The organism is Devosia oryzisoli (assembly GCF_014837245.1).
Lineage (GTDB): Bacteria > Pseudomonadota > Alphaproteobacteria > Rhizobiales > Devosiaceae > Devosia > Devosia oryzisoli.
The window spans coordinates 323,895-338,638 of record NZ_JACYFU010000001.1; the positions used below are offsets into that span (position 1 = coordinate 323,895).

13 protein-coding genes are annotated in these 14,744 nt (G+C 65.5%); all 13 read left to right on the forward strand.

Annotated elements, in window-relative coordinates; genetic code table 11:
- Positions 1 to 70 precede the first annotated feature (70 nt).
- The 13 genes from rsmH (at position 71) to IC608_RS01680 (ending at position 14,665) form a co-directional block, all read left to right on the forward strand.
- Positions 71 to 1,072 carry a 16S rRNA (cytosine(1402)-N(4))-methyltransferase RsmH gene (gene rsmH, locus IC608_RS01620; protein WP_210316174.1) on the forward strand — a complete coding sequence of 334 codons (1,002 nt, stop codon included), beginning with the start codon at positions 71 to 73 and terminating at the stop codon, positions 1,070 to 1,072.
- Complete coding sequence (ftsL, locus tag IC608_RS01625) at positions 1,069 to 1,452, forward strand: cell division protein FtsL (RefSeq protein WP_191772285.1); 384 nt, start codon at positions 1,069 to 1,071, stop codon at positions 1,450 to 1,452. The genes rsmH and ftsL overlap by 4 nt, the downstream gene beginning before the upstream one ends.
- Positions 1,452 to 3,161 carry a peptidoglycan D,D-transpeptidase FtsI family protein gene (locus IC608_RS01630; RefSeq protein ID WP_191772286.1) on the forward strand — a complete coding sequence of 570 codons (1,710 nt, stop codon included), beginning with the start codon at positions 1,452 to 1,454 and terminating at the stop codon, positions 3,159 to 3,161. Before ftsL ends, IC608_RS01630 begins: the two co-directional genes overlap by 1 nt.
- 27 nt (positions 3,162 to 3,188) lie before the next feature.
- Positions 3,189 to 4,625 carry a UDP-N-acetylmuramoyl-L-alanyl-D-glutamate--2,6-diaminopimelate ligase gene (locus IC608_RS01635; protein ID WP_191773738.1) on the forward strand — a complete coding sequence of 479 codons (1,437 nt, stop codon included), beginning with the start codon at positions 3,189 to 3,191 and terminating at the stop codon, positions 4,623 to 4,625.
- Between the two features lie 120 nt (positions 4,626 to 4,745).
- On the forward strand, positions 4,746 to 6,140 hold the full coding sequence (locus IC608_RS01640) for a UDP-N-acetylmuramoyl-tripeptide--D-alanyl-D-alanine ligase (protein ID WP_191772287.1): 1,395 nt from the start codon (positions 4,746 to 4,748) through the stop codon (positions 6,138 to 6,140).
- 25 nt (positions 6,141 to 6,165) lie between these two features.
- Entirely contained in the window at positions 6,166 to 7,251 is a 1,086-nt protein-coding gene (gene mraY / locus IC608_RS01645) for a phospho-N-acetylmuramoyl-pentapeptide-transferase (protein ID WP_191772288.1), read from the forward strand.
- A 93-nt stretch (positions 7,252 to 7,344) separates the two neighbouring features.
- On the forward strand, positions 7,345 to 8,508 hold the full coding sequence (locus tag IC608_RS01650) for an FtsW/RodA/SpoVE family cell cycle protein (protein WP_191773740.1): 1,164 nt from the start codon (positions 7,345 to 7,347) through the stop codon (positions 8,506 to 8,508).
- Positions 8,505 to 9,620 carry an undecaprenyldiphospho-muramoylpentapeptide beta-N-acetylglucosaminyltransferase gene (gene murG / locus IC608_RS01655; RefSeq protein WP_191772289.1) on the forward strand — a complete coding sequence of 372 codons (1,116 nt, stop codon included), beginning with the start codon at positions 8,505 to 8,507 and terminating at the stop codon, positions 9,618 to 9,620. Before IC608_RS01650 ends, murG begins: the two co-directional genes overlap by 4 nt.
- Entirely contained in the window at positions 9,617 to 11,035 is a 1,419-nt protein-coding gene (gene murC / locus IC608_RS01660; protein WP_191772290.1) for a UDP-N-acetylmuramate--L-alanine ligase, read from the forward strand. The genes murG and murC overlap by 4 nt, the downstream gene beginning before the upstream one ends.
- Positions 11,032 to 11,952: a D-alanine--D-alanine ligase gene (locus IC608_RS01665; RefSeq protein ID WP_191772291.1), complete on the forward strand. Its 921-nt coding sequence runs from the start codon at positions 11,032 to 11,034 to the stop codon at positions 11,950 to 11,952. The genes murC and IC608_RS01665 overlap by 4 nt, the downstream gene beginning before the upstream one ends.
- On the forward strand, positions 11,940 to 12,818 hold the full coding sequence (locus IC608_RS01670; protein ID WP_191772292.1) for a cell division protein FtsQ/DivIB: 879 nt from the start codon (positions 11,940 to 11,942) through the stop codon (positions 12,816 to 12,818). Before IC608_RS01665 ends, IC608_RS01670 begins: the two co-directional genes overlap by 13 nt.
- Before the next feature lie 11 nt (positions 12,819 to 12,829).
- On the forward strand, positions 12,830 to 14,128 hold the full coding sequence (gene ftsA / locus IC608_RS01675) for a cell division protein FtsA (RefSeq protein ID WP_248306144.1): 1,299 nt from the start codon (positions 12,830 to 12,832) through the stop codon (positions 14,126 to 14,128).
- 57 nt (positions 14,129 to 14,185) lie between these two features.
- Positions 14,186 to 14,665 carry a DUF4126 domain-containing protein gene (locus IC608_RS01680; RefSeq protein WP_191772294.1) on the forward strand — a complete coding sequence of 160 codons (480 nt, stop codon included), beginning with the start codon at positions 14,186 to 14,188 and terminating at the stop codon, positions 14,663 to 14,665.
- The last annotated feature ends 79 nt before the right edge of the window (positions 14,666 to 14,744 follow it).

The window sequence follows — 14,744 nt, forward strand, 5'->3', positions numbered from 1 at the left end:
GTTAAGCGTCGCCGTGCAAGATCGGCGCGAGTCGATGTAGCCGGCGCGCCGGGGTGGAGTAGTAGTCGAGATGGGCAAGCGTTCCATGCCCGAAGCCGAGCAGCCGCAGGGCCCGCATGTACCGGTCCTGCTGGCAGAGGTGCTCGCTGCCGTCTCGCCCGGTCCGCACGTCCGCATTCTGGACGGGACCTTTGGTGCGGGGGGCTATTCGCGCGCTTTCCTCGAAGCCGGCGCTCACGTTATCGCTCTCGATCGCGATCCTTCCGTGCTGCCGCATGTCGAGGCCCTGGTCGGGGATTTCCCGGATCGCTTCATCTTCGTGCCGGGCACGTTCTCGGCTCTCGATGTCCTGGCCCAGCCTCATGCTCCCATCGACGCTGTCGTGCTCGATATCGGGGTGTCGTCGATGCAGCTCGATGAGGCCGATCGCGGCTTTTCGTTCATGCGCGAAGGTCCGCTGGACATGCGCATGAGCCGGGAAGGGCCAAGCGCCGCGGACCTCGTCAACCAGCTCGACGCCGAACCGCTCGCGAACCTGCTGTACGCCTATGGCGAAGAGCGCAAGTCGCGGCGCATCGCCCAGTTCATCGTGGCCGCCCGCGCGGATGCGCCGATCGAGACCACGGTGCAGCTGGCGCGCATCATCGAGAAGGCCATTGGCCGAAAGCCCGGTGATGCCCACCCGGCGACGCGCTCCTTCCAGGCTCTGCGGATTGCCGTCAACGCAGAGTTCGACCAGCTGGTCGAGGGGCTCTTTGCCGCCGAACGGTTGCTCGACGAGGGTGGCCGGCTCGCCGTCGTCAGCTTTCATTCCCTCGAAGACCGCATCGTCAAGCGCTTCTTCGATCCGGCCAAGGGCGGCCCGGCCCAGTCGCGGCACCTGCCGCAGGCGGAAATCCGGCCGCTGCCTTGGACCTCCGTCGCCAAGGCCGTCAAAGCCGGGCCTGAGGAACTGGCGCGCAATCCACGGTCGCGCTCCGCGGTGCTGCGCTGCGGCACACGCAGCGACGCACCTGCGCGCCCGCTGACCTATGAAGGCCTGGGCGTGCCGCGCATCGGGAGCGCCGCATGATTCGCAGCCTCAACATCCTCCTGATCTTCACCAGCGTCGCCATGCTGGCAGGCGTCTACGCCATAAAGTTCTCCATCGAGGGCACGGCGAGCGAGCGCACGGCGCTGACCGAGCAGATCAGCGACCAGGAGGCCCAGCTGTCGCTGCTGAAGGCCGACTGGGCCGTGCTGAACCAGCCCGGCTATATCGACCCCATCATCAAGCGGCACCAGGAAGAGCTCGGCGTTGTCCCGGTCAAGCAGGAGCAGTTCGGCTCGTTTGCGGACCTGCCGATGCGCCCGGCCAAGCCGGACACGGCCGCCATGGATGCCCTGTTCCAGGCCATCGACGAAGGTGTCGATCCCATCGACGCAATCCTCGAACTCGAAGGAATTGAATGATGGCAGTGACCGCTGAGCCACTTGCCCAACCCATTGCGCTCGACGGCACGCGCAAGCAGCGTGGCAACCTGACCCGGGCGCGCATCCGCTGGATGGTGCTGGCCGTCGTTCTCGGCTTCGCCGTCGTTGGCGGCCGTCTCGTGCAATTGGGCATGGTGGTGCAGGACGACACCATCGAAGGGCAGACGCGCGATGCGATTACCGCCTCGCGGCCGCCCATCCTCGATCGCAACGGTCTCGAAATGGCCGTCGATATCCGCGTCCCCTCGCTCTATGCCGAGCCGCGCCGGATCATCGATGTCAACGAGGCGGTCCGCAAGCTGCGCACCGTGCTGCCTGAGCTCGATGAAAAGTGGCTCAAGGACAGGCTGACGGGCGACCAGGGTTTTGTCTGGGTGCAGCGCGAGCTGACGCCGGCCATCCAGGACGCCGTCATGCGGCTGGGCATTCCCGGCATCGACTTCATCACCGAGTCCAAGCGCTTCTATCCCGGCATGTCCGAGGCTTCTCATATCCTCGGTTCGACCAATGTCGACAACCAGGGCATTGCCGGCATCGAGCGCCATATGGACCGTGAGTCCGTCGCGCTGCTGCAGAACCTTGGTCTGGCGCGTGGCAATGCGCTCACTCCGGTGGAACTGAGCGTGGACATGCGCGTGCAACATATCATGCACGAGCAGCTGGTCGATGCGATGACGCGGTACCAGGCCATCGCTGCCGCGGGCGCCATGATGGACATCTACACCGGCGAGATCATCGGGCTCGTCTCCATCCCCGATTTCAACCCGAACGAGCCGGCCAGCGCCCTGGTCAAGGATACCTTCAACCGCATCACCTCCGGCATTTTCGAGCCCGGGTCGACCTTCAAGACCGTGACCATCGCCGGCGCGCTCGACGCCGGTACGGCCTCGATGAGCGATACGTTCGATGCGCGCTACGGGGTCCGCTTCGGCCGCTACACCATCGACGACTTCCACGGCAAACACCGCATCCTGAGCCTGCCCGAGGTCTACAAGTACTCCTCGAACATCGGCACGATCCGCATCATGCAGACCATGGGCAAGGAGGCCTTCCGCGCCTTCCTCACCCGCATGCACTTCGACAAGCGCATGGAATTCGAGCTGCCCGAAATGCGGGTGCCGACCGTGCCCAAAGAGTTCTCGGAAGTCTCAGCGGCCACCGCCTCATTCGGCCATGGTCTTTCGGTCTCGCCGCTGCACCTGCTCGCGGCCTATGCCGCGTTCACCAATGGCGGCAACTATATCGAGCCGACGCTCTACAAGCGCGACGTTGCGGACGCAGAAAAGCTCTACGAGCGTGTCATTCAGCCCCAGACCAGCATGGCCATCCGTTCCCTCATGCGCCTTAATGCGCTCGAAGGGTCGGGCTCGCAGATGGACAAGGAAGCACTGGGTTATCGCGTCGGCGGCAAGACGGGCACCGCCGAAAAGGTGATCAATGGCCGCTACTCGAACAACAAGAACACCAACTTCTTCGCCTCCGCGTTTCCGCTCGATAATCCGCGCTATGCCATGGTCATCGTGGTGGACGAGCCGCAGCCGGAAAACGCACAATCGGGCGAAACGGCCGGTTGGAACGCCGGCATGGTGACCGGCCGCATCGTGCAGCGTGTCGCGCCCATGCTCGGCATCGCGCCTGACTTCAGCGAGGCGCTCGACGAGCAAATCGTGCCACAAGCCATCCGCTAGATCGATCCAGAAGGGTTTGTCGTGTCTATCAGCGTAACACAATTGCTCGAAGGTTCCGGCGCCCGCCCCAAAAAGGGGCTCGGGGCGGTCTTCGGGCTCAATTCCGACAGCCGCCGCATCGAGCCCGGCGACGTGTTCTTTGCCCTGCCGGGCAACAAGGTGCACGGCAACCAGTTCGTCGGCGACGCCGTCGAACGGGGTGCTCTGGCCGTCGTGACCGATATTGCCCCGCCGGGGGACCCGGGCGTGCCGGTCATCGTGGTCAAGGATGTGCGCGCCGCCTATGCCCGCGCAGCCTCCCGCGTTTTCGAGCCGCAGCCGGAAATCTGCGTCGCCGTTACCGGCACCAACGGCAAGACGTCAGTGGCCTCCTTCGTGCGGCAGATCTGGGATCATGCCGGCATCCCCGGCGCCAGCATCGGCACGCTGGGTATCGAAACCTCCAGGCGCCGCATCGAAGGCGCGCTGACGACACCGGATTCGCGCACGCTGCATCAGGCCATGCGGGCTCTCAAGGCGCAGGGGGTGGACCATGTCGCCCTCGAAGCCTCCAGCCACGGACTGGACCAGCGGCGGCTCGACGGCATGCATTTCGAAGCCGTGGCATTCACCAATCTCAGCCGCGACCACCTCGACTACCATGCCGACATGGATGACTATCGCAACGCCAAGCTGCGGCTGTTCACCGATCTTCTCGTCGATGGCGGCGCGGCCATCGTCAATGTCGACGATCCCGAGCACGAGCAGTTCATGTTTGCCGCACTGTCGGCCAGCGCCACGCTGCTGACCGTCGGGCGGGAAGGGGCCTATATCGAAATCCTCTCGATCAGGCCCGAAGGCTATGGCCAGCGCGTCGAGGTGCGGCATATCGGGGAGAAGGTGAGCTTTCATCTCAAAATCCCCGGCGAGTTCCAGGTTTCCAATGCGCTGGTCGCCGCTGCCCTCGCCATGTCCTCTGGTGTCGACAAGGCCGACGCTTTTGGTGCGCTGCCCGAACTGGTGGGCGCGCGCGGGCGGCTGGAACTGGTGGCCGAACACAATGGCGCGGCGATCTTCGTGGACTATTCGCACAAGCCCGAAGCGCTGCGCACGGCGCTCGCCACGCTACGCCCCTACGTGACGAACAAACTCACCGTGGTCTTCGGCTGTGGTGGCGACCGCGACAAGGGCAAGCGCCCGCAGATGGGTGAAATCGCCAGCGAGCTGGCCGATGACGTGATCGTGACCGACGACAATCCCCGCACCGAAGACGCGGCCACCATTCGCGCCGAGGTTCTGGCCGGTGCCAAAAGCGCCCGAGAGATTGCCGATCGGCGCGCGGCCATCATCGAAGCGGTCGAAGCCCTCAAGCCCGGCGATGTGCTGCTGGTCGCGGGCAAGGGCCACGAAACCTACCAGATCATCGGCACCACCAAGCACCACTTCTCCGACCATGAGGAAGTGCTCGCAGCCATCAAGGGCTGACCGGAGAAGCGCATTCTTCTTGGCGCCACGAGGGTGGTGGAACCTCTACGCGAATGCGTGTAGACGAACCCCACCCTGTCCTCCCCTAGGAGGCGGCAGAGCGAGCTTGCGGCGGCCCCGATGACCCAACCCCTCTACACCCTCGACGCTGTTCTTGCGGCCACGCAAGGCCACGCCGAGACCATCGATGCTAAGGCAATCGGTTCGATCTCCATCGACTCGCGCGAGCTGGGGCAGGACGCGCTCTTTGTCGCCATCAAGGGTGACCGGTTCGACGGACACGACTTCGTCGACACGGCGCTCGCCAATGGTGCCGTCGCGGCGCTGGTGAGCGAGGGGCGCAGCAGCGGCCCCGGCCGCATCGTCGTCCCGGATGCCCTGGAAGGCCTTTGCGATCTGGCGCGTTTCGCGCGAAAACGCAGCCGGGGCTTTATCGTCGGCGTCACCGGCAGCGTGGGCAAGACGACCACCAAGGAAGCGCTGCGGCTGGTCTTCGAGGCCGCCGGCAAGACGCATGCCTCCATCAAGAGCTTCAATAATCACTGGGGCGTGCCGCTGATGCTGGCCCGCATGCCCGAGGATACGCAGTTCGGAGTGTTCGAGATGGGCATGAACGCACCCGACGAAATCCGGCCGCTGAGCAAGCTGGTCCGGCCGCACGTGGCGCTCATCACCGCCATCGCGCCGGCGCATCTGGAACGCCTCGGCAGCCTTGAAGCCATCGCCTACGCGAAGGCGGAGATTTTCGAGGGGCTCGAGCCGGGCGGCATCGCCGTCCTCAATGCCGACCATCCGCAGATCGATATCCTGCGTGAAGCGGCTGCCGCGGCCGGCGTGCGCACCGTCATCACCTATGGCTATGCACGCGGCGTGGACTGGCAGATCACCGATTTCCAGAACGCGGCCGATCGCAGCTTCGCCACGCTGGTCCATGGCGAGGACCGTCACGCGTTGGCCCTGGGCGTGGCTGGCCGCCACATGGTCGCCAATGCCGCCGCCGCCTTCATCGTGGCGCAGTTGGCGGGCGTCGAGGCGGCGACCGCCTTGCGCGCGCTGGCCTCCTTCGGCGCGCAGCCGGGCAGGGGGCAGCGCCTCTCGCTCGGGCCGGCGGAGACCCCGCTGCTGGTGATCGACGAGAGCTACAACGCCAACACGGCCTCCATGGCGGCGGCACTTTCGGTTTTCTCGGAAATCACGCCGGCGGGCCGCAAGGTGCTGGTGCTGGGCGACATGCTGGAACTGGGCGAAGCCTCGAAGCACATGCACGCCAGCCTTGCCGAGGCCGTGCAGGCCACCGGCGCGGATGCCGTGTTCCTGGTCGGCCCGGACATGACAGCGCTCGCCGAGGCACTGACCGGAGCCATGCCGGTATCGCATTTTGCCCATGCCGAAGATGTCGTGCAGCCGCTCGTGGACGCGCTTGCTTATGGCGACGCAGTTATGATCAAAGGGTCCAACGGCGTGGGACTGGCGCGTGTCGTGGATGCCATCCGTAGCCGGTTCGACCAGAACTGATAGCCAGTCAGGACAGCGGACAGCGATGCTCTATTTCCTTGGCCAGTTTGGGGACACCCTCGCCGCGTTCAACGTGTTTCGCTACATCACGTTTCGCACGGCGGGCGCGGTGGTTACGGCGCTGTTCTTCATCTTCCTGTTCGGGCCGGGCATGATCGCCTTGCTGCGCCTCAAGCAGGGCAAGGGCCAGCCGATCCGCGAGGACGGGCCGCAGGGGCACCTCCTCACCAAGAAGGGCACGCCCACCATGGGCGGGCTGATGATCCTTTCGGGCACCGTCATCTCGACCCTGCTCTGGTCGAACCTGACCAATGGCTATGTCTGGGTGGTGTTGTTCGTCACCGTGGGCTTCGGCGCCATCGGCTTTTACGACGACTACCTCAAGGTCAAGCGCATGAGCCACAAGGGTTTCGGGTCGCGCCAGCGCCTGATCCTGGAGGCCCTCATCGGCGCCATTGCGGCCTTCTGCATTTCGCGGCTCGCCTCCGGGTCCTACGGCACGTCCCTGCTGTTCCCGTTCGTCAAGGACCTGGCGATCAATCTGGGCTATTTCTACATCCTCTTCGGCGGCTTCGTCGTGGTGGCCGCCGGCAATTCGGTCAATCTGACCGACGGCCTTGATGGTCTCGCCATCGTCCCGGTCATGATCGCCGCGGCCTGCTTCGGCTTGATCGCCTATCTCGTCGGATCGCAGAACTACGCCGATTACCTGCTGCTCAACTCCGTTCCCGGCACGGCCGAACTCACCGTGGTCTGCGGTGCGCTGATCGGGGCGGGGCTCGGATTCTTGTGGTTCAACGCCCCGCCGGCGCAGATCTTCATGGGCGACACCGGCTCGCTCGCCCTCGGCGGCGCGCTGGGCACCATTGCGGTGGCCGCCAAACACGAAATCGTGCTCGCCATCATCGGCGGCCTCTTCGTGCTCGAAACCGTCTCGGTGATCGTGCAGGTGACCTCGTTCCGCCTGACCGGCAAGCGGGTGTTCCGGATGGCCCCGATCCACCACCATTTCGAGGCGCTGGGCTGGACGGAAAGCCAGGTGGTGATCCGCTTCTGGATCATCTCCTTCGTGCTGGCGCTGATCGGCCTCAGCTCGCTCAAGCTGCGCTGACTCGCAAAACGCAAAGCCTCTTGGGAAATCGGTAACCATCGACGGTTACACTTCGATGCAGTTTGTATCGAGTAGCCGGCGTATTCCCCGATGATGTTCTCGCGCGACAAGAAAACTCCCATCGCGGAGTGGTGGTGGTCCATTGACCGCGAATTGCTGGGCGCGCTGATCCTGCTGATGACGGCGGGCATGGTGCTCAGCTTTGCCGCAAGCCCCCCGGTGGCCGAGCGCATCGGCCTCAACGAGTGGTTCTTCGTCATCCGCCACGCCATGTTCTGCGTCGTCGCCCTCCCGGTGATGCTCGTGGCATCGCTGATGAGCCACCGGCAGGCGCGTCTTGCCGCGCTCGTCACCTTCGTCGTCTCGTTGCTGCTGCTCTGGGCGACGCTGAAATTCGGCACCGAGGTCAAGGGGGCGCGGCGCTGGGTGACCCTGGCCGGCCAGTCCATCCAGCCCTCGGAGTTCATCAAGCCCGCCTTTGCGGTGCTGGCGGCCTGGTTTTTTTCCGAATCCATGATCCACCGCAACGTGCCCGGCCGCATCCTGGCGACCCTGATGATGGGCAGCGTCGTGGCTGCCCTGCTGCTGCAGCCCGATATCGGGCAGACGGCGCTGGTCACCGCCACCTGGGCCGTGCTGCTGTTCCTCTCGGGCATCTCCTGGTTCATCATCTTCGGCATGGGGGCCGGGGCGGCCGGCCTCCTGTTCGGCGCTTACCTCTTCTTTCCCCACGTCTCGCGCCGTATCGATACCTTCCTCAACCCCGACGGTGGCGGCAACACCTACCAGATCGACCGCGCCATCCAGTCCCTTCTCGAAGGGGGCTGGTTCGGCCGCGGCCCGGGTGAATCCATTGCTAAAAAGCTCATCCCCGACGCGCATGCCGACTATGTGTTTTCGGCGGCAGCGGGGGAATTCGGCATCCTGTTCTGCATTGGCCTCGTCATTCTCATCGGCTTCATCGTGCTGCGGGCGCTGATGGGGGCGCAGCGCCAGACCAGTCTCTTCGCCCGCCTGGCGGCCTCGACGCTGGCCATCCAGTTCGCCATGCAGTCCGGCATCAATCTCGCGGTGAACCTCAACCTCATTCCCCCCAAGGGCATGACGCTGCCCTTCGTGAGCTATGGTGGCACCTCGATGATCGCCATCGCCTTCGGCATGGGCCTGATGCTGGCGCTGACGCGCACCAAGCCCGAAGAGCGGATGGTCACCGGCCTTCCCTCCTATCGCAGCGCCGTGGTAGCCCCTGCGGAATGAAAACCTTTGTACTTATGGCAGGCGGCACGGGAGGACACCTCTTCCCGGCCATGGCGCTGGCCCAGGAACTGCTCCGCCGCGGGCACGTCGTCGAGCTGATGACCGATCATCGCGTCGGTAGCTATGGCGACTTTCCGGCCCGCAATATCCACGTCGTTCCGGCGGCGACGCCCTCGCTGCGCAACCCCTTCAAGTTCGTCGGCGGCGGGGTCACCATCCTGCGCGGCATCGCAGTGGCCCGGCGGCAACTGCGCAAGACGCGGCCGGATGCGGTGGTCGGCTTCGGCGGCTACCCGATCTTTCCCCCCTTCCTTGCGGCCAGTCTCCTCGGCATCCCCGGCATCCTGCACGAGCAGAACGCGGTGATGGGCCGGGCCAACCGGGCCCTCGTCCGGTTTGCCGATCTGGTAGCCCTCAGCTTCGGCACGACGCGGTTTGCCGAGCATCTGGGGCAGCAGAAGATCGTCACGGGCAATCCGGTGCGCGATCGCGTTCGCGCTGTCGCCCACATGCCCTATCCCGAACTGAGCGAGGGCGGGACCATCGATCTCGTGGTCTTCGGCGGGAGCCAGGGCGCCAAAGCCATCTCCGACATCGTGCCGGCCGCCATCGGGCTTTTGCCCGAAGCGCTGCGCCACCGCCTGCGCATCGTGCAGCAGGCGCGGGCCGAAGATATCGACCGCGTCACCGAAGCCTATCGGCAGTCCCGCACCAGCGTCGAGATTGCCCCCTTCATCCCCGATCTTCCCGAGCGCATCGCGCGCTCACACCTGGTCATCGCCCGCTCCGGCGCCTCCACCATCGCCGAACTGACCGTGATCGGCCGGCCCGCAATCCTGGTGCCGCTTCCCGGTGCGCTCGATGCCGACCAGAAGAACAACGCCCTGGTCATGGAGCAGGCGGGCGGCGCCTGGGTCGCCGTACAGGCCACGCTTTCACCGCAATCGCTTGCGACCCGGCTTGAGGCCCTGTTGGCCGATCCTGCTGGCCTGCGTCGCGCTGCGGAAGCGGCCAAGCGCATCGGCCAGCCCAACGCCGTCGAACGTCTTGCCGACATGGCCGAGATGCTGGCGGGCAGAAACGTCCAGATCGAAGGGGATAATCCCACATGAAAATGCCCCGCAATATCGGCCCCGTCCACTTCATCGGCATCGGCGGCATCGGCATGAGCGGCATCGCCGAAATCCTGCACAACCAAGGCTACGTGGTTCAGGGCTCGGACGCTTCCCTCAATCCCAATGTGCAGCGCCTGATGGACATGGGGATCAAGGTCGCAATCGGCCAGAGCGGCGACAATCTCGGCCAGGCCGAAGTGGTCGTCGTGTCTTCTGCCATCAAGCGTGACAATCCCGAGCTTCTGGCGGCCCGGGCGAAGGCGCTACCGATCGTGCGCCGCGCCGAGATGCTGGCCGAGATCATGCGCTTCAAGACCGCCATCGCCATCGGCGGCACGCACGGCAAGACGACCACCACTACCCTCGTCGCAACCCTCCTCGACGCCGGCAACCTCGATCCGACCGTCATCAATGGCGGCATCATCAATGCCTATGGCACCAATGCGCGGCTCGGCGGCGGCGAATGGATGGTGGTCGAGGCCGACGAAAGCGACGGCACCTTCGTCAAGCTGCCAGCCGACGTCGCCGTCGTCACCAATATCGATGCGGAACATCTCGACCACTACCACGACTTCGAGGGCGTCAAGCGCGCCTTCCATCAGTTCGTCGAGAACGTCCCCTTCTATGGCTTTGCCGTGATGTGCCTCGACCATCCGGTGGTGCAGGCGCTGGTGGGGGAAATCCGCGACCGCCGCGTCATCACCTATGGCCGCAATCCGCAGGCTGACGTGCGCCTCGTCGATCTGGAGAACAGGGACGGCGTGCAGCACTTTTCCGTGGAAATCCGCGACCGCATCCGCCAGACCCAGTTGCGCATCGACGGGCTGGAGCTGCCGATGCCCGGAGTTCACAACGCGCTCAACGCCACCGCCGCCATTGCCGTGGCCGACCAGCTGCATGTGCCGGCCGAGGCGATCCGCAAGGGCCTGCGCGGCTTTACCGGCGTCAAGCGGCGCTTCACCAAGACCGGCGAGGTAAACGGCGTCACGGTCATCGACGACTATGGGCACCACCCGGTGGAGATCGCCGCTGTCCTGCGCGCCGCCCGCCAATCCGCCCGCCGCGACGTCGTCGCCGTGGTGCAGCCGCATCGCTATAGCCGCGTCAACGATCTGTTCGATGACTTTGCGGCCTGCTTCAACGATGCCGACACGGTGATCGTCGCGCCCATCTATGCCGCCGGGGAGCAGCCGCTGCCGGGCGTGACGCATGAAGAGCTGGTCAACCGCATCCGGGCCCGCGGCCATCGTGATGCCCGCGTCATCGATCGGCCCGAAGCGCTGGCGCCACTGCTGGCGAGCCGGGTGGAGGAGGGCGATTACGTTGTGTGCCTGGGCGCCGGCAACATCACCCAATGGGCCGCCGCTCTGCCTGGAGAACTCGAAACCCTTTTTGGAGACGGCGCCAAATGACAAAGCACGTTGCAGTCCTGATGGGCGGCTGGTCCAACGAGCGCCCGGTATCCCTGATGTCGGGCAAGGCCTGTGCCGCCGCTCTGACCCGCGCCGGCTATCAGGTGACGGAGGTCGATGTCGGTCGCGACGTCGCCCAGGTGCTGGCGGAGCTCAAGCCCGATGTGGCGTTCAACGCGCTGCATGGCCCCTTCGGGGAAAGCGGCATGATCCAGGGCGTCCTGGAACTGCTCGAAATCCCCTACACCCATTCTGGCGTCATGGCCTCCTCGCTCGCCATGAACAAGCACCAGGCCAAGATCCTCTTCAAGGCGGCGGGCATCCCGGTCACCGACCACATGATCGTGACGCGGGGTGAAGCGGCGCGCAGCCACGTCATGCCGCCGCCCTATGTCATCAAGCCCATCGCCGATGGCTCGAGCTTCGGCGTCTTCATCGTCAAGGGCGATACCTCCCATCCGCCGCAGGAAATCTTGCGCGAGGACTGGAACGGCGGCGAAGAGGTGATGGTAGAACGCTATATCCCCGGCCGCGAGCTGACCTGCGCGGTGATGGGGGACGTTGCCCTCGGCGTGACCGAAATCGTCATCAACGGCAATTTCTTCAACTACGAGGCCAAGTACTCCGCCGGTGGCGCGACCCACGTGCTTCCCGCCCAGTTGAAACCGAAAATTTACGACAAAGTGCAACAGTTTAGCTTGGCCGCACACGCGGCTCTCGGCTGCCGGGGCGTGACGCGGTGCGACTTCCGCTACAACGACGCGGCGGGCGAGGATGGCGAACTGGTGCTGCTCGAGCTCAACACCCAGCCGGGGATGACCGAGATGTCGCTGGCGCCCGAGCAGGCGGCCTATGCCGGCCACTCGTTCGAAGAACTGGTCTCCTGGATGGTGGAGGACGCGAGTTGCAACAGGTAAAGAGCGAGGCATTTCTTGCCGGGGCGCGTCTTGTCGACCCCCGCGCGCTGCCCGCTCCCATCCGCATCTCTCGCAATCGCCTCCGCAACCGCTTCGTGCGCGCCTGGGTGCTGCACGGGCGGGTCATCCGGCGCAGCATGCTCGCGGCCGCCCTCGTGGTCGGCAGCACCATCATTTTTGAAACCCGCGAACCGCTGGGCTTTGCCCTGGGCACACTGGGCCAGGTAGCGCAGGGACAGATCGCACAAGCTGGCCTCGCCATCGGCGAAATCTCGATTTCCGGTCAGTCGTTGACCTCCGACCAGGCCATCTTCGACGCGTTGGGGGTGGAGCCGCACACCTCGACCCTGGCTTTCGACGTCGAAGCGGCCCGCCAGCGGATCGCCGAATTGCCGGCCATCTCGTCCGTCAGTGTTCGCAAGACGCTGCCCGGCGACGTCTCCGTGGTCGTCACCGAGAAGAGCCCCATCGCCCGCTGGCGTGTGGACGGCATCACCTTCCTCATCGACGGCGCCGGCATTCAGATCGGCGAAGACGGTGGCGCCTACGCCAACCTGCCGCTCGTGATCGGGGACGGCGCGGCCAACGACGCGCAGGTCATGATCCACGCGCTCGACGCCAATGCCCGCCTCAAGGATGGGCTCGTGGCCATCTCGCGCATCGCGGACCGCCGCTGGGATCTCATCTACGATACCGGCCTTCGTGTGCAACTGCCGGAGCAGGGCGTCGCCCAGGCGCTGCACAAGCTCGTCAACTATCAGTCCGAATACCAGCTGTTGGACCGCGACCTCAGCGTCATCGACCTCCGCGTCGACACGCTCGTTGCCGTTCGTCTCAACAAAACCGAAGACGCCGACAAATCATGATGATCGATGCGATGACCTCCCGTCTCCGTCCCGTCCAGCCCGGCAAGACCACCCTCGTGGCCGTGCTCGATATCGGCTCGACCAAGATGTGCTGCATCATCGCCCGTCTGGCGCCGCGACCTGAAGGCAGGTCCCTACGCGGCCGCACCCATCAGGCGGAGGTCATCGGCTTCGGCTACGGTCCGGCCTCGGGGGTCAAGAGCGGCGTCGTCACCGACATCGAGAAGGCCGAGCAGGCCATCCGCACGGTCGTCGGCATGGCCGAGCGCGCGGCCGGGCTGACGCTGGAGAGCGTGCTGGTCAATGTCACCGCCGGCCGGCTTGGTTCGGAGACCTTTTCGGCCGCCGTGTCGCTCGATGGCCAGGAAGTGGAGAAGGCTGACATCGTCAAGGTGCTCAAGGCCGTCAACTCGCGCTCCGTCCGCCCAGAGCGCTCCATCATTCATGCCCTGCCCATCGGCTATGCGCTCGATGGCCAGAAGGGCATCAACGACCCCAGGGGCATGGTCGGCGAAAAGCTCGGCGTCGATGTCGCCGTGGTCAGCGCCGAAACCCTGGCCATGCGCAATCTCGAACTGGTCCTGCACCGCTGCCACCTGCAGATCGAGGCCGTGGTGGCTACCCCCTACGCCTCGGGTCTCGCGACGCTGGTGGACGACGAAGCCCAGCTTGGCGTCGCCTGCATCGACTTCGGCGGCGCGACCACGACCGTTTCCGTCTTCAACGACGGGCACATGGTCTATGCCGACGCCATCGCTATCGGCGGCCATCACCTGACGCTCGACGTCGCCCGCCAGCTTTCGGTCAGCGTGGCCGATGCGGAGCGCCTCAAGACCTTTTATGGCTCGGTGCTGCCCGGACAATCCGACGAGCGCGACATGATCCCGATCCAACCCGTCGGCGCCAGCCATGACGAGGCTCCGGGCCAGATCCCGCGCGCCGTGCTCACCCGCATCATGCGCCCGCGCATCGAGGAAATTCTCACCGCCATCCGCGACCGCATGCAGGCAACCGGCATGATGGATGTCTGCGGCCGCCGTTTCGTCCTGACCGGCGGGGCCAGCGAAATGACCGGGCTCTCCGAAGTTGCCCGCCGCCTCCTCGCGCGCAACGTGCGCATGGGCCGGCCGATGGGCATTGCGGGCCTGCCGGACATTGCCAAGGGCGCCGCGTTCGCGACCGTCGCCGGCATGCTGGTCTACCCGCAGGTCTGCGCCCAGGAATATGCCGAGCCGCGCGGCATCCGCAAACTCACCGGCACCGACGGCTACATCGCCCGTGTGGGCAACTGGCTGCGCAGCAGCTTCTAGGATCGTTTCTCCGCGGGGCGCCGTTACTCCGGTAACACCGCCACCAGGAGACTTCTTATGCTTCGTTCGTTTCTGATCGGGCTCGCTGCCGGGCAGCGCGGCATCACGCCTCTCGCGGCTCTTGCCATCGCCACCTTTCGGCGCGAGGTGCCCGCCGACCTGCCGCTGCAGGGCCTGATGCGTCATCCGGCGGTTACCGTTGGTGCCACCGCCCTGGCGGTCGCCGAGATGGCGGGCGACAAGATGGAAACCGCGCCCGACCGCATCGTCCCCATCGGCCTTGCCGTCCGCGCCGCCACCGCCGCCTATGCCGGCGCCGCCCTGGCGCCCAGGAACCAGCGCGCTCTGGGCGCAACCATCGCCGTCGGCACGGCCTTGCTCTCTTCCTATGTGGGGTGGCGCCTGCGATGCGCCGCCATGGAGCGATACGGGCAGACGGCATCAGGCCTGGTCGAAGACGCCGTGGTGTTCGGCACGGCAATGGCCGCGACCAACCCGGGCCTCACGCATGTTCCTGCGCTGACGCACCGGCAATAGGGCAGGGTGTGGCGGCAATAAGTGGCTGCACTCAATGCTTAACGGTTGGAAAACGCGTAACCGACGTGTCTCGCAAAAT

Bases quoted from the DNA above. Each gene is read 5' to 3' on its own strand.
- IC608_RS01630 (WP_191772286.1), top strand. From the start codon at position 1,452: ATGGCAGTGACCGCTGAGCCACTTGCCCAACCCATTGCGCTCGACGGC.
- murC (WP_191772290.1), top strand. From the start codon at position 9,617: ATGAAAATGCCCCGCAATATCGGCCCCGTCCACTTCATCGGCATCGGC.
- ftsA (WP_248306144.1), top strand. From the start codon at position 12,830: ATGACCTCCCGTCTCCGTCCCGTCCAGCCCGGCAAGACCACCCTCGTG.
- murG (WP_191772289.1), top strand. From the start codon at position 8,505: ATGAAAACCTTTGTACTTATGGCAGGCGGCACGGGAGGACACCTCTTC.
- IC608_RS01650 (WP_191773740.1), top strand. From the start codon at position 7,345: ATGTTCTCGCGCGACAAGAAAACTCCCATCGCGGAGTGGTGGTGGTCC.
- mraY (WP_191772288.1), top strand. From the start codon at position 6,166: ATGCTCTATTTCCTTGGCCAGTTTGGGGACACCCTCGCCGCGTTCAAC.
- IC608_RS01665 (WP_191772291.1), top strand. From the start codon at position 11,032: ATGACAAAGCACGTTGCAGTCCTGATGGGCGGCTGGTCCAACGAGCGC.
- IC608_RS01680 (WP_191772294.1), top strand. From the start codon at position 14,186: ATGCTTCGTTCGTTTCTGATCGGGCTCGCTGCCGGGCAGCGCGGCATC.
- IC608_RS01640 (WP_191772287.1), top strand. From the start codon at position 4,746: ATGACCCAACCCCTCTACACCCTCGACGCTGTTCTTGCGGCCACGCAA.
- ftsL (WP_191772285.1), top strand. From the start codon at position 1,069: ATGATTCGCAGCCTCAACATCCTCCTGATCTTCACCAGCGTCGCCATG.
- rsmH (WP_210316174.1), top strand. From the start codon at position 71: ATGGGCAAGCGTTCCATGCCCGAAGCCGAGCAGCCGCAGGGCCCGCAT.